This window comes from Nitrospirota bacterium (assembly GCA_037386965.1).
In the GTDB taxonomy this organism is placed as follows: Bacteria; Nitrospirota; Thermodesulfovibrionia; order Thermodesulfovibrionales; family JdFR-86; genus JARRLN01.
This window is the reverse complement of record JARRLN010000006.1, coordinates 1-21,962: the sequence shown is the minus strand read 5'-3', so window position 1 is coordinate 21,962 and position 21,962 is coordinate 1. Positions and strand designations below refer to the sequence as shown.

Sequence of the window (21,962 nt, the reverse complement as noted above, 5' to 3'; positions counted from 1 at the left end):
ACACAGACTCTCGACCACTCAGCTACGGTCCATTTCCGATTCTTCCTGGAAGTAACAAGGAGGCCGCTCTGCTTCTCTACGCTCTTAACATTTCTAAATTCTGCTTCGACTGCCGCGGTTAGGCCTCCTCTGAAGATTGACCCTCTGGTCGTCGACGACCTTCCCCCGGCTGCCGTCATCGCCCGCCTCCACACGCTCCACCTTTCCGTCCTTCCGCATGAAATACCAGGAATCACCATTCTCTTCCTTGGGAAAATACCGCCCACCGAGGTCCTCATAAAGGTCAACCTTGTAAAGGAGAGAGCCTGCGTTCTCCTTCTCGTCCGAAGATATCGATAGAAGGCCATCCTTTTGATAGACGCCGTAGCGTCCTTGGTCGCTCTTGTAGCCCACATAGTATTTCCCCACATCCTTCAGGTAGATGTCGGCGTCCATGGGGTAAAGATCCCTTCCCACCACCTCCGCAAATTTGTCTCCCTCGATCTTGATTGTCTTTCCGATATCGCAGAGGACCCACTCCGAGACTATACGGTCCGGACTGTGTGTCAGGATGGTCCTTTCGGGCCTCAGGACGGTTTCACCGAGTCTCTCGTAATCCGTATGGACGATGCTGTTGCACATGGCGACGTCGTGGATGACCACGACGTCATCAAACGCTTCTATGGCCTCTCTGTACCTCTCTTCGCTCCAGGTCCGCTCGATATAATCGTTGATATCTCCGACTAGGACGCCGGCGGATTCAAACTCCCTCCTTGACATGCCCTTCAGCGTCTGCGCCCTTTTCTCCTTGGCCAGATGCTCCCACAAGTTCTTGTTGTGAATCGTGTCGGACGTGAAAAAAACCCTTTCCTTTTCACTGCGGAGCTTCAGTCCGATAGCCGGAACGCCGTGCCAGACGGGGGCCTTCACAGCTTCTACCGTCAACCCTTCAGAGGAATGGTAGATGTTCCGATCCTCTTCGTAAAACGTTGTGGAGGAGAAGGGATAGAAACTCTCAGGCTCAACCCATTCGCCGTAGTGGGGGTCCCTGAAGAGCATCCGCTGCCTGCCGGTCTTTGCGCTGATGACGATTTTCGCCACGTCGGGGCCGACGAGAGAGCCGTTTGCGTCGGTAATGCAAAGGACGGTCCTTCCGGCCCCCTCGTGGCGTGAGACAATCCTGTATTTCGCCCTCGGACCCAGGACCCGATAATCGATATACTCCTCGTAAGGAATATCAACAATCCTCTTTGAGTCCTGCGAAAGGCTCCTGTCGAGAGCGGGAGCCGAGGCTTTCATGAGCTCGTCGCGGATGTCTTCGGATGTGACGAGCGTGAGCCTCTCTCCGACGTCCTGCGCGTACCGGTGAAAGAGGGCAAGGTCCGTGAACCAGCGCTTATGGTCGTCATGGCAATGGGTGACAATAAGGGCATCGACGATTTTGAGGCCGTGTCCGCCTATCTCTTGAAACAGCGGAGCCCCGCAGTCGATGAGATATGACAAATTCCCGTGAAATACTTGATACCCTATACTCTTCCCTATCCGGGAGAAAGGGCCGAAGTCACCGAGGACCTTTATGGTAATCCCGTTACTCATCGCACGAAGCCGATCCGCTCATTCAGTTTATGTACAGGAAATCCGATGCGACAAAGACACGCGTATGGGAACCTGCCTTCTCTTATTCAGCCTATATTATATCCTGCCCGAGTCATTCAAAGATAGCAGGCCACGGCCTTCGCCACGTGCCGCATTCCACTCACGTCTCGCTTCCTCAAATGGCCAAAGTGGCGCGCACAAAAAAGAACCTGCCGGGCTGTATCGCCGGGTTTTGGAAATCGACGTCGAAGTACTTGAAATCCTTGTCAAACAGGTTCTTGGCCCCCACGGTGACGAAGCCGTGCCTCTTGGGCAGACGATAGCCCAGTGATGCATCGAAAAGCCAAAAGCTGTCTTCACCGTGCGTAAGGACACCAATGGGAGCCTCAAGTGTCTCAAAATCGCCCTCTTGATTATAATACGTGGCCTGCACGCCTGCGCTCAAGCCCGACGGGTGGAAGAAATTGGCCGCTAGGGGAACGGAATGCGTCTTGAGCTCCTTTACATTGAAGGTGAATTTTACATCTCTGTCAAACTCCTCATAGCGATATTCAGCCCTGAGGGCCACCCAATCATGGGGTGTCCAGTAAAGGTAGGCCCGGCCCAATTTTTCGTGCCAGTCCGCGCTATCCATCTTACCGGTCACATTATTAAAAAAGGGAATTTCCGGCAGGTCTCTGAGGGAATACTCCACACCTCCGTATACGTCTTTGGAGAATTTCTGGTCCACGGCTCCGCCATAGCGCCATGCCTCCGCGGCGTTGGCATCGTCAAAGAACTGATTGAAGCCCGCCACCTGGGTGGGCTCGAGGGTCTGATCAGTAATCAGCAATCTCTTCAACGTCCTGAACACGGCCCCGCGGATGGTCGTGCCGGGAAGAGGATTCAAGGTAATCCCGAATTTCGGGTTGACCTGATTTTTATCGATCTTCTCGTGGAGGTCGGGCAACCCCGAGATGCTGGTTACCGTTTCAGAGTCAAAGAAGTCCGCACTTACTCCGATGGTAAAGGTCACAATCTTGGGGTAGTTGATGTATGTGTAAAGATAGACATTGCTATGGCGGGTGTCGATGTCCACATCCGCGTGGTCCGCAGTCGGATCACCGGCATTAGCAAATGCAGAACCTAAGAAAATCGGAACGGGCCCGGAAGCATTGAAGCCATCATCGGTTCTCACTTCGCCCGAGTCTATGTCGAAGTGTCCCCCGCCGCCGGTAGCCTTGACGTATTTCGAGCTGTAGAGATACTGAAGCTCTCCGCCGCGGGCATTCTCATCACCGTCTCTCTCACGTACCTCTCGGAAAGGAAAAGGGGCGATTGTAAAGGCCGGGAAGTCCACTTTGTTGAACTCAGCGCGGTCCGCGTGTTGATACATCGCATTGCCGATGAGGTCGGAGCCCGGAGAAAAGGCGTGGTGGAAGCCCAGACGCACCGACGAGGTTTTATCCGACTGCCTGAGGCCGGGCTGGAAACCGGAGTTTTGGGAAGGGAACGGGTTTTCGAAAAACCTCAGGGCGACGTCTCCTCTCTTGAGCTTCCGGTATCTGTATTCAGCCTGCACGCTTGTCTTGTGGGTGAGCTCCTGCTGTAAGAAGACAGTGTAAATGTCATCGTTGACGTCGCTGTTTTTCCGGAAACCGTTCGTCTCGTGGTGGAACTGTCCCACGCTGGCGGACGTCTTGTTATACAGCCTCGAGATGGTCATTTCTTCGCCCATCGTGCCGTTCTCGCCCACGATGCTGCTGACCTGTAGCGCAATTCGGTTCCGGGAGAACAGCGGGTTGAACTCGTTGAAGGAAAGCGCCCCCGGGCCGGCGCCCTCGAGGATGAAGAGGTTGCTCTGGCCCAGGCTCGGCTGTATGGGAGTGATGTTCAGCGGCTGCATCAGTTGCGACTGAAGAAGCTCGCTCACCCGGGCGATCTTCTGGCGAGGCAGAGCGGAATAGACATCGGCCAGAAACCTGTGCGCGGAGTAGTTGGACGGGTCTGTGTTTTCTGATTTCCAGCCTTCCACGAGGCCCAGTTGCTGAAAGCCCAGGTCCGAGTAAATCCTGGCGAGGCCGGCGCTCCGGGCCGCGAGGTCCTGGTCGACCAACAGGCTCGACCGGTACACGAGCCGGTTGTCGTTCTTCTTTATGGCATCCTGCATAAGGTGCAGGGCTTCCACCGGGCGGTTCGTCGTCTGTTTCAATATGGCAGCATAAAAATAGGACGTGGGGTCCCGGGGGTCCAGGTCCTCCGCCATCGTGTACTGGCGCCCGGCCAGCTTCTCCTTCTTCTCGTCGAAATAGGCCTTTCCCAGATAGCTCCGGATGAGGGCGTTGTCGGGGTCCAGGCTCACGGCAATCTCGATTTGTTTCCTGCCGTTGTCGAGGTCCCCGTCCCGTATCATGGCCAATCCGAGGCCGAGACGGGGGAGGGGTGCACCCTGGTCGAGCCCGATGGCCTTTCGGAAGGCCTCGGCGGCCTTCCCCGTCTTGACCTGCATCAGGTACGCAAACCCCAGCACGGTCTGTGTCCTGGAAAGGCCGGGGTTCAGGGCCACGGCCTTTTGCGCGCTCTCCAGGGCATTACCCAGCTTGCCGAAGGAGAGCCAGAGCTCCGAAAGCCGCGCCCAGGCCAGGGCATTTTCGGGCTCCAGTTGCACCGCTTTTTTCAAGCTCTCAAGGGCCCCGTCGAGATTCAGGTTTGCCTGCTGAGCGTAGGAGAGGGCCACCCGTGCCACGGCGGACTCCGGAGATGCCTCCACGGCCTTCCTGGCCAGCTCGAGAGCCTTCTCCCGCTCGTTTCTGGCCACGGCCATGACCGACTGAAGGGCCGTGGCGGTGCTGTTTCCGGGGGCCAGTTGCAAAACGCGCTGCACATCCTTGCCGGCCTCCTCGACGCGGCCAACGGTAAGGAGCAGAGAGGCTCGATAGATGAAGAAGCGGGGGTCCTGGATGTCCTCCGGTACCATCTTAATCCGGGCGAAGGCCTGGGCGATGTTGCCGGCCCAGTAGGCCTTCAGGGACTCCATGACCTGTGTCCGCCAGTCTCCCTCGGGATGGCCGGCGAAATCGGCGGGACGATAATAAATGAGAGGAGGATAGTATATGGCCCACCGCACTTCATCCCAAGGGCGCACGACGACTTTTGGCTCCGGCGCCTTGCCCTCCTCAGTCAGCGCGGCCTGGCCGCTGGTCAGCGTCGCGCTCCCCGCATCGTTTGATGCCAGCACCTTTCCCTCGAGTATGAGGATAAACGTGCTCCTGTTCTCGACCCTGACCAGCCCTTCGGTCCCCTCGACGCCGGCGTTTACAAATGCGGTATGCACTTCCAGGTTCCGGACCACGCGGCTGAAGAAATACAGGGCGCCGTCAATCAGGTTCACCACGGATGTGCGCTCGTCCTTGAGGCCGCCCAGAACGAGCGTGCTGCCTTCGTCCAGACGGACAATGGGCTGGTTGCTCAGCGCCAGGTCCGCCCGGCTTTTTTCCCCCACGCGTATGACGTCACCGGGGCAGTACGTGTCGTCCGGCTTGACCGGAAGCCACTGGGTCTGGCCTTCCTGGCGCACTTCGACCGTCCCCTGCACGGAGACAACCTTGGCCGCCCACTTCTCGCATGTCCCGGCCGCCGCAAGGCTCGGAGCAAGGATTATAATGAAGCTTAAAGAGACGAAAACCCCCCACAGGCGAAACCGGACTTTTTTCATGTGCCCATCCCCTTTTTCGTTCTGTTCAAAAGATCCATTACGCACCAGTTAATCTTCACCTTCACAGCGGAAACTCGGGAAAACCCTAGCGCATGAACTATAGCACACCCTCAGTAGCAACCTCGACTATTTCTTCTCCATGACGACGATGCCGTCCCACTCCGCCTCGGGCGGGGCCTTCTTGAAATCCTCGCAGAGCCGCAGGTAAAACTCCGAGGCCTGGTCTTCCCCCATGCACCGGCACGTTCCCTGAAATTTCCCGGCGGCCTCATCCCAGGCGCCCCTCCCGAAGGCGTTCAGGGCCTCCACAAAGGCCTGGCACCCCTGCCTTTGCCGCTCATCGGCATCCTCAAGGCGACAGACCAACTCATAGACCGCGACCGGCTTCATCTTCCCCTTCACCCGGAAGCTTCCCATCTTTCTGGTCAGGAAGCCCTTTATCTGGTCCACCACGTCCTCGGATACGAGGATATTCGTCCCCAGGTATTTGTTCAGCCCCTCGATGCGCGAGGCTGTGTTGACGATGTCCCCCATGGGGGTATACTCATAGTGGTCCAGGGCGCCCACATGGCCCAGGAGTATCTGCCCGCAGTGCAGCCCGATGCGGGTCTTGAGCCTCCGGGCCTCGGGCTGTTCGTCGAATCTCTCCAGTTGCCCGTTAATCTGCAGCGCCGCGCGGCATGCCTTCTCCTTCAGGGCCGTCTCCGAACGCGTGGACACCCACAGGGCAAGCATGGCGTCGCCGATGATGCCCGAGACGAAGCCGCCTTGCTCCTTGACGGGCGTGAACATGGTCTCGTAATAGCGGTTCATGAACTTGCCCAGCTCATGCGGCTCCATGGCCTCGGAAAATTCGGTATACTGCTGCGCGTCGGTGAAAAGGCAGACCCCGTAGACGACCTTGCTGCCCGTCTGGATATGCGCCACGTCCCGGGAGAGCTGGTCGACCACGTCCTTGGGGAGATAGTGCTCGAAGGCCGTCCTTATGTTCCGGCGCTCCTTGTTCACGTCCCTGTAGTTCCAGAGCACCGCCCCGACGAAAGCGAGAGGGACCTGTACAAAAAGCGGGACAATCAGGGGATACCACGCATTGCCAGCCTTGAACTGATGCACGGCCACGAAAAGGTACAGAGCGCTCAGCCCCAGGGCCCCTGCCGCGGCCATGCCCACCCGGGAGACGCGGCATACGACGCCCATGAGGACCCCCCAGAGCAGAAGGACGGCAATGTGAGACGGAAGGCCGAGGGGCCTGACGGGCGTGTTCGTCAAAAGGTTGGAAAACGCCGTGGCCGCGATCTCCACCCCGCTGATGAAGGTGCCGTTTGCCTGGGAGAAGACGGTATAGAAGCTGTCCTTCCTTTCGGCGAGCAGGACCTCCGAGAGCCCCACAAAGACCGCCTTTCCCCGGAGGTCGACTCCGGGGTCCTTGCCTTCGGCAATCTCGAGCGCCCGATAATAGGGGATTGTCCTGATGGAGCCCGGAGGGCCGTAGTAGTTTATGTATCGGCTGCTGCCCCCAGAATACATCATAATAAGGGACGCAAGCAGCCTCTTTTCTTGCGGAGTGGCCGAGACGGAATTTGCGACTTCCCTCAGCATCAACCGGGCGAGTTCGGGTTTGCGCTCGAAGATGGCCCGGATGTCCCTGGTCAGGTCCCGCACGCCCCTCCTCATGGCCCCCGCGGCATCCGGAGGTATTTCCGCGGCCAGCTCCGGAGCCAGTTTCCCGAGCAGGCGGGAAAACGTCCCGTACACCCGCATGGAGTAAAGCTGAAGCGTGACGATGGGCACGGAGGGAGAATCCCCCGCGGCCGTCTCGAAGGTCCAGAACCGGTTCACCTTGAACGGTATGCGGGGAAGGGTAAAGGGCGCCGTGGCGACGGCCGCCCGGGAGAACATCTCTATGGGCCGGACTATCCGGATGAGGTTGTGATTCCACTCTCCGGAGTTTCCGCCTCCCGCGGGAATTTCCTTCATCTTGATGGGCTCGGTAAGCACCACGTTGCCCGCCCTGTCCAAGGCCTCCGCGAAAAGGCGGTCGTCCTCAGGCGAACGCGGCTCTATGAAGTGGACGTCAAAGGCAATGACCTCCGCGCCGGCGGCCTTCAGGGCGTCCGTGAGCCGCGCGTGGAGGGACCGGGGCCACTTATCCGGGTTGTCCGGGATGCCGAGGTGCTCGGAGGACTCCTTGTCGATGCTGACGACGACGGCATCGGGGGGCGCCGCGCGCGCGCCCCTCAGTGCAAAGAGCATCCCCAACCCGACGTTTTCCTCGAGACCGAGGACGAAATGCAAGGGACTGGCCACGAGGCCCACCAGCCCTACCAGAAGCCCCAAGAGCAGAGCCTTCAGGAGGGGAGACCTTATATGTCCATTCCGGGCCCGCTTGTTGGGCATCTATTCTTGCTGGCTAAAGGTTATACGTTTAGGCGGGGCCGCTCAGCGGCCCCGCCTTCTGCTCAAATCAGTGTCCTGAAATTCGAGCCCCAAGTATCTTAACCAGATACCGCTACTACCACGGCCAATAACCGTACCATCCACCGAACGAATCATACGTCGACCCGTTCATTAAAGCCCCGTGCCTTGGGCCGGCGTTCACGACACGGTACCAGTCGAGAGGAAACTGCCAATTGACCTTTCTGGGGTCCCTGTTGGACTCGAAGACATAAAGGGTGCCCTCGATGAGCTCATTGCCGTCTACAGTTGCGGAGATTGTGTCTCCGCATTCGTTATAAGAGACTTTCACCTTCTTGTCGAATATTATCTTCTGCTCCACCAGTGCACCGGTGTCCTCGGCGCAAGATGCCGGAAAGGTGCCCGTTACTCCTGTTTGTTTGTAAAAGGTGTTGCCCCAGCCAAAAATACGCGTCCCCACATATGGATCACCCGGGCTCCCCGTATCCGCGGAAACGTCGAAGAAAGCGCCGGTCTCCGGACCTATTTTCTTGATTTTGCTGCAGTAATCAAGAATGCCGGAAATATCGGGGTCATCAAAGCAGGCCCAGACGTCGGTTTGAAGCGGTTGGAGGCTGTTTGCGTCATTTGCGTCCGCACCGCTAAACACCCCCGTCAGGTCGCCGGTGCACAGGTCAAAGGTAGCCGTGGTGGGCGTACCCTCCTGGCCACTTTGGACTGTGATCTCTCCTTTGGCCTGTGTTTCGCTGCAGCGGTCGGGTCCCAGGATGGGGTCGGCATAAATTGGGCCGTCCGCGAGTTCCATCTGGGTCATCCTCCGGCCCGCCGGTGAGGTAAGTGCTACAATTCTCGCCTGGTTCGACGGGTCGAGTTTGAGGGAATCCCAGGTAATCACGTCGTCCGTCGAGAACTTCCCGAACCCCGTCGAGGGTTCGTACTCCCGAATCTTGACGGAATTGTCCTTCATGACCAGAGTCATCGCTCCTGCAGGTATCAGGAGATTGACCTGGGAAAGAGTTGCGTCGGCTCGGAATGCCGTTATCCGGTACTCGAATTTGGAGCACTCGACATACTGGCCGGGCTTGGTGTAACAGGCTCGGTCCGCGGCGGAATAATAAACCGGAAAGTGCCCCTCGCCATCCGGGACGACCTCCACCACGCCCCAAAGGTCTCCATTAGCATCGAAGACCTCTACGCACTCGCCGGGATAATTCGCCAGCTCCGTCGCCGTACACTGTCCATCCGGCGAGTCATAGGCACTCGCCTGGGTCCTGCCGAAAAACAGCAGGGCAGCCATCAGCACCATAAACAAAATCCCTATGTCTTTTCCCTTCACCATACTTCCCCCTTCGTAACGTTGGGGTCTGAAACAGACCCACCCACCCTTTTTTTGATGAAACCGTTTGCCCTCAGACTACCTCTGAGGAGATTACACCTGGGTTACAGATACGGACCAGTTAGTTTCATATATGTCAGCGATACTCGAAACAAGCGTATTTCAAGGCCTGTTGTCGCATTGTCATGTCGGCCATCAAAAGCGCGGAGTAATAACGCGTCCCCGTGACGGGGAACCTTGGGGAGCTCCAAGGGACGAAATGCCGATGGTTTATGTCGTGGCGGGTGAGAGAGAAGGCCAGAGTTTTTTCGCCCACGAGAAACCGCGGGCAAAATGGGGATGAGAAGAAAATACCGATCCCCCCATCCCGGGTATCCATTTTCACCCCTCCCCCTGGCGAGTGGAGAAACCGAAAGCGGGATGCCTCTCAACCGAAACTATGCAGTTCTAAGATACTTCGACCAGCGGGTCCACTCGCCCAAAACAACACGTTTTCTCGAAAATCAGCCTCCCCCACATATAAGATGCATGAGGATTTCTATTTTGTCAATAAAAATTTTTGTTAATTCCTGGAGCGCAAAACGAGTTTACTGACAAAATATTGCATGGAATCAATGTGATGCAGCGAAAAACAGGCCCGACGCCGCGGACTTAGAAACAAATGGATGGCCTCTTAGAGGGGTTCAAAAATTACGTTTATAGTTGATATTTTTGAATATTTTTCCTTCAAGCATAAAAACACACATCAAGAATTCTCGTGCCGCACAGTCTGGGTGGGAACTGTCATGCTTTTCAAGAAGGTACTTTCACAGCCCTCAGGAATTGTGCGCTTTGCTCCGGTCTCAACGGGTTGGCGTACATGCCCGAGCCAAGCTCAAAGCCGCCTGGCAGGGGCCACGCGCGCTACGATGCTCAGATACTCAGAAACCCCGGAGCCGTCTTCCGCCCGCCGTCCAGCCGGGTGACCGCCACGGCCCTGGACTGGACGACGAACATCGTCTCACCCGGGTCTCCCTGCTCAAAAACCGTCTCGCCCTTACCGTAGACGGTCCCGAAAAGGTCTTCGCCCTTGTCCATCACAGGTTCTCATAGCGCCTTCCTCCCCCGTGATTGACTCTGGCCTTGACCTTTAAGGCAACTCACCGGCTCGCCTGAGAAAGGCCTCCGTTGCGCCATCCAGGCGAGCGAAGCTCCTGGCCTGTTCGATGGCGATAGAAGCGTACGAGGCCAGGGAATCCAAAACTTTCAGGTCCTCCAGACTGAAAAGCCTCTCCGAGCTGTTGCTCAGGTTTATAACGCCAAACACCTCGTCCCCGCATTTCAGCGGGGCACAGAGGATGGACCGGAGCCGCATCGCCCCGGGCTTGAACCTCGTATCCAGCGACACGTTGTTGACCATTTCGGCGGAGGCGGAGGAAAGCACCGCCCCCGCCAACCCTTCCCCGGCGGTTAGACGCACCTTCTCTCCGGCTTCCGTGCCGAAAGCGGCTTTGATGACGAGGTCCTTCGTGTCCTCCTCGAGCAGCATAATGGAGCCGTTGTCGGCCGAGATGATATTTCTGGCTTTCTCCAGGGTGACGGCACAGGACTCCTCTACGCTTAGGCACATCCTGTCTGCATCGAGCTTGCTCTTCTTCAGCTCTGCCAGCTGCTCATCAAGGCTCCGTATGCGGTGGCTCATGGACTCCAGGACCTTGAAAACCAGTGTGGGGTCCCTGCTTATGGACCTGAAGAGTTTCTTTCTGTCGATGCTGAGCACCCTGGCGCTGCCCGAGGCCGTAACCGTCGCCGACCTTTCCAACTTATCGAAGAGGGCCATCTCACCGAAAATCTCGCCGCTTCCCAGTGTGGCGATGTTCATCTGACCCGTGGGCGTTTTCTTTGTAATCTGGACCTTTCCGGACTGTATGACGTACATCGCATTGCCCTTTTCCCCCTCTTTGCAAATGGCCTCGCCATCCGCGTACATCCTGCCAAGCTCACCTTCCGCCATGGCGCCCCCTTCCCACAAGGATTTTTGCCAAGGCCCCCGCCTGGTCGACGTTGAGCCCGGGGCTCAGGGTCCTGAAAAACACATTCTTGTACCGTTCATTCCCCGTAAACATGTCCCAGAGGATGGAACTCAGATGCTTGGCCTTCTCCGGGCTCTCCTGTTCGGCTCGGACGACATCGAGCATAAGGCTCGTCAGCGTCCCATAGTTCCGGTACAGGTCGGTGGCCATGTACAGGAGCCTCCCGAACCCGTTGTCCGTGATAATGCTTCTGTATACCCGGTGGTAGTCACTGTTGAAATGCTCCTTGCTCACTCCCCGAAAAACGGCCGTCCGCGCCGCCGCCTTGCCCATGATGTAAGCGGCGCCGAGGCCGTCCTTGAAAAGCCGGGTGGAACCGGCGTCGCCGCACAGGACCACCCTGTCGGTGAAGGGCCTCTTCGGAGCCCGGACATTCATCAGGGGAACGCAGCGGCATCCAACCTTGTACGGAATGGTTTCCGGCAGGACGCGCCTGACGACGGGGTGCTCCAGAAAGCGCTCGACGGTCTTGGCATCCATCCCTTTGCCGAGGATGCAAAGGGTCACGTAGGTCCCCTTGGGAATCATGGCCGCAAACTTTATGTTCTTCATCGGAAGAAGAAAGAGCTGGATGGAATCGCCGAAGTATTCCGCCATGACGTCCTCGCTCAACGCGATTTCGGCAATGGCCGTCTTCACCGTCTTCGGGCTCCTGTATCCGAAGCCGAGCGGCTCGAACATTTCCGCCGACCGGCTGTTGACACCGAAGGCCCCGACCACGAGGTCGGCATCGAGGACCTCGCGGTCTTTGGAGAAAAGCACCGGCCGTCCTTCCCTCAGTTCCACCCTGTCGACCTTCAGGGGACGGTGCTCGGCTCCGTCCCTGACGGCTTCCATGAGGAGAAACCTGTCGAAGCTTTCCTTCCCCCGGCCGATGATGCCCTTGGGTCCGCCCCCCCTATAAACGGTCGCTATGGTTTTCTCCAGTGCCGGCGTGGCGATGTGGACACTGCCCTTTTCCGTGTGGAGACGATAGGAATTGATGCCCTTCCGGACGACCGAATCCGGCAGGTTGATGCCTTCAATAGCCAGAGTCTGCACGAGGAGCTCGGAAATGATGCCGCCGCAGTGGTTGCATCCGATGGGGCCGTCTCGGGTGAAATCCTTGGGTTCGAAGATGGTGACGCTGATTTGCTTGTCGAGCATCTTTGCCATCTTGAGAGCGAAGATGCTGAAGAAGGAACCGGTGGGCCCACCTCCGATAACGGCGATTCGCGAGCCATCCTCTAATACGTACGGGTCAGCGTCCATGACCACGGCTCTCCGGGATTCCCCCGATTAAATTCCGGGGCGTGCATTCGTGTTGCCGACAACCCCTACGAGAATTATACCTCAATTCTCTGGAATCAGGGTAAAAAGCGGCTGACACCTAACGAGAGAGACAATGACATCTAAAAAAGATGCAGCTTGTGGGATATCCATAACCCTTAGCGTCTGCTGGCAAGCCTCTCCAAGATGTGGGAAGAATATCAGCATTAAAGTTACAGGAAGGTTACAGGTCCGCCGGAAAAGGCAAGCCAGGGGGTTTTCCCTCGCAGAAATCTCCCTGCAAAAAAGGGAAAAGTAAGCCGCACTGCTCAAAGGCCGGGGTCTCGTCGCTGCTTGGCTTGAAGATATAGGACGTTTTCCTCACCGCACTTGCCCTCGAGCGGCCTCGTGCGAACGCAGCGGCGCAAGGAACCGGGACTCGCCCGCCCTGCCGCAAAGGCCTATATCCTTGACAAAATTCGCTTTTCCGTTTATTTTTTGAATGCGTAGGGCTTTAGGGGTTGCCAAAGCAGTAGCTGTTCGTTGTATCTCACGCGGGTGAGCACGTGCCCGGTTTCCCCACCCGCCCGAGAAAGCGCCAAGGGAGCACGAGGTCCCGGAAATAATGACCGAAGAATGAGCCGTGCCTCCACAGTCAAGATAACCCGGCCAAGCCTCTCGGGAATTCTCCTGAGGAAGAGGCTCTTTCAGCAGATTGACCGCGCAAGACGCCGCCCGGTCATCTGGGTGTCGGGCCCTCCCGGCTCCGGGAAAACGACCCTGGTCAGCAGCTACCTCGACGACCGGCGGCTGCCCTGCCTCTGGTACCAGGTGGACGGCGGCGACGCCGATGCCGCAACCTTTTTCTATTACCTGGGGCTTGCCGGAAAGAAAGCGGCTCCCCGCAGGCGAAAACTCCTTCCCCTTTTCACCCCCGAATACTGGCAGGGCATGGCCACGTTTTCGAAAAGATATTTTGAAGACCTCTTCGGAAGGTTGCCCGTTCCGTCCGCCGTCGTGTTCGACAATTGCCAGGAAGCGCCCGAAGGCTCGTCTTTCTACGACGTGATGAGAAACGCCATGACCGAAATTCCCGAGGAAATAAACGTCTTTTTCCTGAGCAGGAGAGCCGCCCCGGCGGCTTTCGCGCGCCTGAAAGCCGGCATGAGAATGGAGCGTATCGGCTGGAAGGACCTCAAACTGACCGAAAAGGAGTCCGGAGCCATCGTGAAGCTCCTCACACGGGAAACCCCTTCTGTAGAGGCGGTCAAACACTTTAGCGAGAAGACCCAGGGATGGGCCGCGGGCCTCGTGCTCATGGCCGAAAATGTTCGCTTCGGGGGCGCGGGGCCTCAGTCGTTCGCGGATAGTGCTCCGGAAGAGGTCTTTGATTATTTTGCCAGTGAAATCTTCGGCAAGAGCGACCCGGAAACGAAAGACTTCTTGCTTGCAAGCGCGTTTCTTCCCAGCATGACCGGGCGGATGGCGCAGAGACAGACGGGCCTTGCATCCGCCTGGCGGATTCTGGAGAGGTTGAGCGCGGAGCATTTCTTCACGGAGAAACGCTCTGAAAATGCTCCCGTGTATCAGTACCATCCTTTGTTCAGGGAATTTCTGCTCGAAAAAGCAAGGGACACATGGAAGAGGGCCAAATGCTCCGCGCTCGCCAGAGAAGCAGCGGTCGTACTCGAAGAGGCGGGAAACGTGGAAGATTCCGCCAGGCTTTTTCTTGACGCCGAAGACTGGGAAGGGCTTTCCCGGCTCATCGCAAGCCAGGCGGAGACACTCATCATGCAGGGTCGGAGCCGGCTCCTCGAACAGTGGCTGGCCGCCCTTCCGGAAAAGGTCATGGCTCAATCCCCATGGCTTCAATACTGGATGGGTGCTAGCCTTCTGCATCTGAGCCCGCCGGAGAGCGAGCTTTACTTCCAGCGCGCCCACGGGCTTTTCACGACCCTCGGCCACGCGGAGGGAGAATATCTTTCCTGGTCGGGAGTCGTGGATGCAATCTCTTACAGCCTCAGCAACCTCCGGCGCCTCGACCCCTGGGTCTCAAGGCTCGATGGGCTCATCCGCCGTCACAGGGGATTTCCTTCGCCCGCCATCGAGACGCGGGTGGCGGCAAGCATGTTCTGCGCCCTCGTTGTGCGTCATCCCAACCATCGGCAGCTTACCTTTTGGCAGGAGAAGGCCGTTACGCTGGTGGAGAAAAGCCCGGATGTAAATCTCAAAACAGTCACACTCTTTTACAACGCTTGGCACGTGCTGAACACCGGCGACCTCGCCAAGGCGGCGCTTCTCATCGAAAAGTTGAAGCAGACCGCCGCGTCTCGGAATGTCTCGCCTTTCACCCTCATCGCGGTGAAAGTGGCAGAGGCCATCCTCCATCTCTTTCGCGGCAACCATGCCCGGTGCCTTGAAGCCGTAAACGAAGGGCTCGACCTTTCAGCCCGGAGCGGCGTTCCTTTCCTTGTTTTCCAGATCTTGGGCCATGCCGTCTGGAGTTGCCTGCATGCCGGCGACCACACCGCCGCAAAAAAATATCTCGGGGAAATGGAGCCTTCCCTGAGATGCGCCACGTCCCTTGACGCGGGACTCTACCACGCGATAAGCGCGTTCTTTCTTATGGAGACCGGTGGCGATCTTCGGGTCGCAGCGGAACACCTGGAACTGTGCCGGGGCATGGTGAATTCCACGGGGATGGCAAAGATCGACGTAATGTTCCCCATGTTCCGGGTGCAACTCGACTATGACATCGGCCTCCTCGACGAGGCACGGAGACACATCGAGGAAGGAAAGCGCAAGGAGACGCGGCTCAGGAGCCCGCTCTTTTCCTTCACGTACCTTATTGCCGAGGCACAGGTTGCTTTTACCATGGAGCGCAAGCAGGAGGCCCTCGCCCTTCTCGGCGAGGCCATGGCACTGGGCCGGAGGCACGGCTATTTCGTCACCTGCCTCTGGCGTCCGAGAATCATGGCCCGCCTCTGCGAAAAGGCTCTTGAGGCCCGTATCGAGGTCGATTATGTCCGGGACCTCATCAGGAAGCGCAATCTCCTGCCCGGCGCCCAGGGGGTCACCATAGAGAACTGGCCGTGGCGGTTCGAGATATATATGCTCGGGAGGTTCGGGGTCGTAAGAGACGGAAAGCCCTTGGCATTTACGGGAAAGAGCCGCCAGAGGCCGCTTTCCCTGCTTAAGGCACTCATCGCCCTCGGCGGAAGGGAGGTCAGCGAAGAGCGCCTCACTGATGCCCTTTGGCCCGAATCCCTGGGAGACACGGCACACCAGTCCTTCGCCACCACCCTTTTCCGGCTGCGCAAATTACTGGGCAGCGATGACGCAATTCAGCTTCGGGAAGGGAGGCTGACCCTGGACCCGAGATACTGCCGTGTGGACATCTGGGCATTCGAACGCCTCCTGGGGCAGGCCGAAGGATTGTGGAAAAAGGGCGAGGCGGCGAGCGCTGTACAGCTCATGGAAAGAGCCTCGAGAATGTACCAGGGACCTTTCCTGAAGGAAGAGGCCGGCAAGCCCTGGACCGCGGCCACGCGCGAGCGACTCTTGAGCAAATTCCTGAGAGGCCTGAGCACGCTGGGGTCTTACTGGCAGGAAAACGGGCACTGGGAAAAAGCCCTGCAATGCTATCAGCAAGGGTTGGAAGTGGACGAACTGGCGGAGGAGCTTTATCAACATCTTATGTCCTGCTACCAGAAACTGGGACGAAGGGCCGAGGCGCTGGCGGTGTACGAGCGATGTAAGAGGATTCTCTCCTGCACCTTCGGCCTGCCTCCCTCAGAGAGGACGGAGGAGATTTACCGCTCCCTTCGCTCCGGGTGAACAGCCGCCCAACGCTCTTCCGTGTAACCTCCCTGTAATCCTCGGCGTGATAGATTTTTACCATTATTATGGTCGTCGTCATTCTGCAATAGATGGAAATTGCCGGCATCTCCCGATGGGTTGACAAGAGAGCGAGCATGAGAGCCTTCTTTTGAAGTAGCAACGCCTCGGGCGAGGAGGGCAGGGGTCATGAACGACATCAATCAAAGGAGTATCTCATGAAAAATTACATACTCCGTATTTATCGAGATGCAGAGAAAACGTCCGGTCAATTAGTAGGAACCCTGGAAGATGTGGACGGAAAAGGCAAGAAAAAGGCTTTTACCAGCATAGATGAGCTTTGGGATATTTTGAAGGCTACCCGGAGACCACCGCCGGGGAGGAGGCCTGGAGAAAAGAAGAAACTTTCTCCAAAGCAAGGATAGAGCAAAAATCCTGTATTACGCTCATTAGATCGTGATATTTAAGCAGTTTCTTGCGGTACGTGTAATTCGTAATCTGATGGTCCGTGATGAGGGCAAGGCTGACCGCTCCCCTGGCACAGCCGAGTAGCCTATTTCGTCTCACGCCAAAATAAAGTTATTATTTTACAAGTCCTTAAGAGGCCAATCCGTGGGTTCGATTCCCACCGCCTCCACCATGTAACTATCGGCTTTTTCTATGTTTTTTCTCTTTAAGCCCAGGCAATTGGTTGCTCGGCTCTCTGCTTGCTCTCTGATGCGTGACGCTAAAGCCCCTTCAACTCGAAACGGACCCCCACGCCTATGCTTGGCCGGGTGGCGGCCTCCACTCTTGCGATTCGCGCCCTCACGTCTAGAGCGGAATTATCAGGGTCTATGAGAAGCCTCAGCTCGTCATCCTCGCTCATTCTGTTTTTCAAGAACAAATAGGCACCCCGCGTGCTGATGTCCTTGATGGTGGTGTCTTCGGCAAATACCCTGCCGTCTGTGTTTACCCCCTTGACCTGAACCGGAAGGCGGAGGTGGAGGCGGCCGCAAAGCCTTCGGTCGCAAGGGGCATACTCCCAGAGAAAGCTCAGCAGGTGCTCGGGCGCCTGAAAAAGCCGCCTCCGCTTTCCTTGCACGTCTTCGACGACGCCCACCAGCCTTCCGATCTCAGCATCCCGGTTATATATTTTGACGATATAGTTATCCTTTTCATCCAGGTTCATTCGCGCACCTTTTTAAACGGGGGATAGTTACAGGAAGGTCGCAGGAAGAGACATACATGGAACAGTGGAGAGGGATTCCGGCAATTAGAGCAGCGTTTATGGTCTTGGTCCCTCTTTTTACCATGTGAGACCTTCGCTATTCCCTATATTCCAAGACTTATAACCGCCGCGGACCCGCACAAAGCCTGACGCCTTTCCTCGATGAACAGTGGCCCTGCCTCCCTGTAAGGGTTCGGCTGTTTCTGCTTCTCCTGGATGACGATGGAGCCACCTCCAATCCGGGTCATGGCCTCATCGCTGTTGTCGCCCACGTTGCTGTTCGCGTACACTGTTTCGACGCCGCAGACGTTCTCCTCCTAAATGTGTCTGAAGCAGATTCTGCACCGGGTTCTTCTTTTTCACGAATCTTCCTTTACAACCTTCTCGGCACGTCTCTGGAATGCGCCCCGGTTAGGTTCCGGGATGTCCTGATGAGTGCGTTGTTCACGATCTTTCGTATATCGGCGAGCCTGAAAGGTTTTTCGATGAAAGCCCATGCGCCCTCCCGTATTTGCCCTTTCATGGCTTCGGTCAAGTGGCTTGCGGTCATTACGGCAATCCTGGTTTCGGGGGAAATGGCCCTCATCTTCTCCATGACCATGAGGCCGCTCATGTCCGGGAGCCCGACATCCAGAAAACAGAGGTCGAAGGAATGGGCCTCGAGGGCCTCCAAAGCCTCTCTGCCGGTGTGGGCGGCCACCACCTCGACGGAAGGATCTGTCGAGGGAAGAACCCTTGCCATCAAGCGGAGCAGAAGTGGCTGGTCATCGACCACCAGGATGTTTATGGCTGGTTTGTCATTCTTCATCTTATCCTCCTGCCGGGGCGATCGGAGGAGGCTGGCCCTGAAGAGACCGGCTGCTCCTCTTCTTCTTCTTTCTGTCCCTATCTCTTCTCTCTGTCAGATACTGCCCATCTTGAGAGTTCAGAATCTTCCAAAGTTCGTCGTAGTCGGTGAAGGCCCTCTTCTTTTCCTTCGGGAGCTTCCACCACGCCCAGGAGGCCACCTTTTTCCTTGCGGTATATGCGTACTATGTAGCTCTGCACACAACCTCCCTTACTCTGACGACCGGGCCCTTACGGCTGGGTCCGCGAGGTCCGGAAACACCTTCCAGCCGGATGCCATCGCCCTTAAAAACACCGGTAAAATTATGCTTTCACTCTACCAGGAAGGAGGTCTCAGATAGGTCACACGAAAAAATAGCGCTAATTCAGTGTCTTACGCGGAGGAAGCGAAATATCTGCTTCTTGGCGGGGACTCGTGCTTCGTCTATTCTCCGGAAGGGGGCAACCTGTAGCTCAAGCTCTTATTTCCCTGTATATGGCCTCGGTGCGTGAAGACGGCCCCACTCCGAAGGTGCGATGAAGTGCCTGTCGGCACTGTTCGTACGTGGAGAGGGCTTCAGCCTTTGAGGCCGAGCTCCCCATAGGAAATCATGAGGCGCTGGTAGAGCTCCTCGGCCAGGTCGTCCACCCGGAGCCCCCTTTGGTAGCACTCCACCGCCTTTTTCCACTGCCCGGCCTTCTCCCGGAAAAGCCCGAGGTCCAGCACGCTCTGCAAGAACCTGCGTCTCAGGCGCTCCCTGAGGAAGATGGTCCAGTCCTCGTCCTCACCTGCCAGGAACGCTCCCCGGTAAAGAGCGAGGGCTCGCTCCACGCTTTCCACCGTCTCTTCCGAGACGCCGCGGGCCTCGGCCTCTGACATCGCGCGCTCGAAGGCCCATGCGTCCACCCAGCAGCGCCTCGCATCCAGGCTCAGGCGGCCGCCGGTGAACTCTATGGCCTCGTCGCTGCCCAGAAGCCTTCTCAGGCGAGAAAGGGTGGTCGTAAAATTCGAATGGGCGGCATCCCCATCGGCCTCCGGCCAGAGGATGTCGCTTATTCTTTCCTCGTGCACGCCACGCCCTCCGAGGGCCAAGAGCGCTTTGAGCATCTCCACGGGCTTCCGCTGGGCCTTGCCGACGAAATGGAGAGGCGAATCGTCTCTGAGAACGGAAATGCGTCCCAGGGTGTAAATGTTCAAGGGCCAAGGCCATTCCTCGATATGGACGGGTGCCGTTTCAGGAATGAGCCGTGCCTTCGTGACCAGCGCTTTCACATACTCGGTTTCGATGCCGGCTTCCAGGGCTTTTATGCAGAGCTCTGCCATCATTTTCTCTCGCCAGATATAGGACCGGAAATACCCTCGCCCCTTGCCCAGTTCGAGCGCCTCGCGAAGACAGGCGTAGCCGGCGCCCGCATCATCTACGCCGAAGGCGAAATACCCCATGGCAAGCAGGAGCGCAAACCTGTGCGACATGCTTGGTTTGCCAAACCGCCGAAGGTGTTCACCGACCTCGTCAATCAAGAGCTGCGCCCCGGCGGAGTCGCCAAGCTCGAAGGCGACATGGGCGCCCAGCAACAGCGAGAACATGATATTTCCCGCATACCCCGCTCTCCTTGAAAGGGCTATACTCTGCTCTGAATAATCACGGGCAATGTGAAGCTTTCCCGATTCGAGGGCCTCGAAGGCCTTCAGGAACAGATAGAACGCCTTGCAGAAGGGCTGCGCAAATGAGGGGCTCTTCTCCATGAGCGTGAGATAATGGCGCAAACGAGTGACATCGTTGTGATTCAGACAACTCCATGCGGCCTGTCCCGCCATGAGCGAATCGAGCACGTGAACACCTGCATTTCGAGAAAGTTCAAGTGCTTTGTCTACAAGCAAGAGACATTGCTCATGGCGGTGAGTAAAAGACTTTTGATGGATTTCGGCCAGCCGGTATATGAGTGAGGCCGGGGGTGTCATGTCTTTATGCTTTACAACGCCTCGGAATGAATTCAGTGCGGCTTCGGCCTCGTCGAAATATCCCCTGTCCTGAAGGTAAAGCGCATGGTTAAAAAGCAGCCTCACTTTGAGGTCAATGTCATGCGAATGGTGAATGACCTTCAATGCCTCGGCCTGCCAACGCTCGAAATCGGGGTGGTCGGGCATCCTCAGCGCCAGGGCCGTGTACATGGCGGCCGTCACACGGTCCTTTAACTCTTCAGGTAAAACTTCTCCAAAGCGCTCCGTTAGGGCGCCATAGCGGGGAATCCACGCATCCAGTCCGCTGTGGTCTTCCGACCTGAAGATAATCGCCTCAATCACGCCCGACCACGAGAGGAATGCCCCCGCAGCATCGCCGTTCTCCAAAAAACCGTGGAAGGCCTGTTCAAAAAGTATTGTGCTTGCGGCCGGGTCGCGGGGGAATATGGCGGCGCCCGCGAAAAACCGGAGCCAAGGGTTGCCCTCCACCATTTCCCGGGGGAGCGCCCGCAGCCATCCGTCCAGTACGCCGAAGCGTCCCTGGGCAAGCAACGATTGCGCTTCCCCCATGACCAGCCCCGCCAGTTCCTCCCACTGCGCCGTCTTCGTAAACAACTGCGCCGCTTCTTCCAGCCAGCCCTTCTCGGCAAGTACGAACGCGGTGTGTTTTTGTATCTCCGCAACCTCTTCCCGGTTCAAATTTCCCCCGGCTTTCTCCTGCAGGAATTCCCGGAAAAGCGGATGATACCGGTACATGGCGACCGGAGGTCCCTGCCTCGTCGTGAAAAAGTTGTCCCGGCTCAAAGCGGAAAGGATTCTTCCCGCCTGTTCGGTACCTGAAACCGCAGCCGCCATGTTAGCCGTCATCTGCGGCATGAATGATGTTTTCATCAGAAAGGCACGGGCCTCTTCGTCCGTCTTCCTGAACACCTCTCCCGCAAAATAATCAAACACCTCCTCGGTATCTCTCTCCCTGAGCGAAGCGTCCTCATAACTGCCTGTTGCTCCCCCCTCCAGAAGAAGGACAAGCCCCGCAGCCCATCCGTCCGTTCTCTCATGAAGGCCCCTGGCTTCCTTTGCATCATAACCCCTCAGGTTTGCAATTCTTTCCGCCTCCCCGGCTGTCATCCTCATGTCCTCCCACTCCAGCTGCGCCAACATGCCGTTGGTCATCATCCGCGCAAACGGCACCGGCGGACGAGTTCGGCTGATGAACACAGCCGTCTTATGCTCCGGCATGTAGGTCAGTCCCTCAAGGATGGCGTCATGAAGCTGAGCCCCGTGGGATACTTCCTGATAATTGTCGAATACGACCACGGAAGGGTCCTTCAGCCTGCTGAACGTCTCGGCAAAAAAATGCCGGGAAAATGCGGGCATCCCGCCCCCCAAGTATTCGGGCGTAAGAACCGGCATGGGCTTGCGCCTCCTCCGGTTGGACCGTGTTGCCGCAAGCCCCATATAGTAGAAAAAGGTGGCCGGGTCAGAATCCCCCTCGTCCATTTGATACCAGAGGCAGGGCAGTTTGCGGGAATCGACATAGCTGCTTACAAGGGTGGTCTTGCCCGACCCCGCAGGCCCTGATACCCAGACCACGGGGTGTTGGCGCCCGGCGTCAAGCTGGCGGAAAAGCCGCTTTCGCTCCAGTATCCCGCTGAGTGTTGGACGGCTTATCTTGGCAAGTGACCCCCCCAGAGTCTACCCCCCAAAAAATCTCTCGAAAAGAGATTGTAGGGTATTATGCTACCTTATGTGGCAAAGGTCAACAGTTTTTACATAAATTTTATATA

At 57.3% G+C, this 21,962-nt stretch carries 13 protein-coding genes; 2 read left to right on the top strand and 11 right to left on the bottom strand.

What is annotated here, in order from left to right; all coding sequences use genetic code 11:
• Nucleotides 1-93: 93 nt before the first annotated feature.
• The 7 genes from P8Y39_01935 to P8Y39_01905 form a co-directional block, all read right to left on the bottom strand.
• Complete coding sequence (locus tag P8Y39_01935) at nucleotides 94-1,575, bottom strand: hypothetical protein (GenBank protein ID MEJ2191097.1); 1,482 nt, start codon at nucleotides 1,573-1,575, stop codon at nucleotides 94-96.
• A gap of 175 nt (nucleotides 1,576-1,750) precedes the next feature.
• Nucleotides 1,751-5,269: a tetratricopeptide repeat protein gene (locus tag P8Y39_01930; protein ID MEJ2191096.1), complete on the bottom strand. Its 3,519-nt coding sequence runs from the start codon at nucleotides 5,267-5,269 to the stop codon at nucleotides 1,751-1,753.
• A 126-nt stretch (nucleotides 5,270-5,395) separates the two neighbouring features.
• Complete coding sequence (locus P8Y39_01925; protein MEJ2191095.1) at nucleotides 5,396-7,606, bottom strand: adenylate/guanylate cyclase domain-containing protein; 2,211 nt, start codon at nucleotides 7,604-7,606, stop codon at nucleotides 5,396-5,398.
• A gap of 175 nt (nucleotides 7,607-7,781) precedes the next feature.
• On the bottom strand, nucleotides 7,782-9,023 hold the full coding sequence (locus P8Y39_01920; GenBank protein MEJ2191094.1) for a hypothetical protein: 1,242 nt from the start codon (nucleotides 9,021-9,023) through the stop codon (nucleotides 7,782-7,784).
• Between the two features lie 909 nt (nucleotides 9,024-9,932).
• Nucleotides 9,933-10,097: a hypothetical protein gene (locus P8Y39_01915; protein MEJ2191093.1), complete on the bottom strand. Its 165-nt coding sequence runs from the start codon at nucleotides 10,095-10,097 to the stop codon at nucleotides 9,933-9,935.
• A 52-nt stretch (nucleotides 10,098-10,149) separates the two neighbouring features.
• Complete coding sequence (locus P8Y39_01910) at nucleotides 10,150-11,013, bottom strand: cyclic nucleotide-binding domain-containing protein (protein MEJ2191092.1); 864 nt, start codon at nucleotides 11,011-11,013, stop codon at nucleotides 10,150-10,152.
• On the bottom strand, nucleotides 11,000-12,343 hold the full coding sequence (locus P8Y39_01905; protein MEJ2191091.1) for a hypothetical protein: 1,344 nt from the start codon (nucleotides 12,341-12,343) through the stop codon (nucleotides 11,000-11,002). Before P8Y39_01905 ends, P8Y39_01910 begins: the two co-directional genes overlap by 14 nt.
• Before the next feature lie 633 nt (nucleotides 12,344-12,976).
• Here P8Y39_01905 and P8Y39_01900 point away from each other — a divergent pair.
• Together P8Y39_01900 and P8Y39_01895 are read left to right on the top strand one after the other, a co-directional pair.
• Entirely contained in the window at nucleotides 12,977-16,177 is a 3,201-nt protein-coding gene (locus P8Y39_01900; protein MEJ2191090.1) for a BTAD domain-containing putative transcriptional regulator, read from the top strand.
• A 218-nt stretch (nucleotides 16,178-16,395) separates the two neighbouring features.
• On the top strand, nucleotides 16,396-16,602 hold the full coding sequence (locus tag P8Y39_01895; GenBank protein MEJ2191089.1) for a hypothetical protein: 207 nt from the start codon (nucleotides 16,396-16,398) through the stop codon (nucleotides 16,600-16,602).
• 302 nt (nucleotides 16,603-16,904) lie between these two features.
• On the opposite strand, the gene P8Y39_01890 is transcribed toward P8Y39_01895, so the two are convergent.
• The 4 genes from P8Y39_01890 to P8Y39_01875 form a co-directional block, all read right to left on the bottom strand.
• Nucleotides 16,905-17,348: a PilZ domain-containing protein gene (locus P8Y39_01890; protein ID MEJ2191088.1), complete on the bottom strand. Its 444-nt coding sequence runs from the start codon at nucleotides 17,346-17,348 to the stop codon at nucleotides 16,905-16,907.
• Between the two features lie 412 nt (nucleotides 17,349-17,760).
• Entirely contained in the window at nucleotides 17,761-18,195 is a 435-nt protein-coding gene (locus P8Y39_01885) for a response regulator (protein MEJ2191087.1), read from the bottom strand.
• Nucleotide 18,196: 1 nt separating this feature from the next.
• Nucleotides 18,197-18,394 carry a hypothetical protein gene (locus P8Y39_01880; protein ID MEJ2191086.1) on the bottom strand — a complete coding sequence of 66 codons (198 nt, stop codon included), beginning with the start codon at nucleotides 18,392-18,394 and terminating at the stop codon, nucleotides 18,197-18,199.
• A 395-nt stretch (nucleotides 18,395-18,789) separates the two neighbouring features.
• Nucleotides 18,790-21,552 carry a BTAD domain-containing putative transcriptional regulator gene (locus P8Y39_01875; GenBank protein MEJ2191085.1) on the bottom strand — a complete coding sequence of 921 codons (2,763 nt, stop codon included), beginning with the start codon at nucleotides 21,550-21,552 and terminating at the stop codon, nucleotides 18,790-18,792.
• Nucleotides 21,553-21,962: the final 410 nt, after the last annotated feature.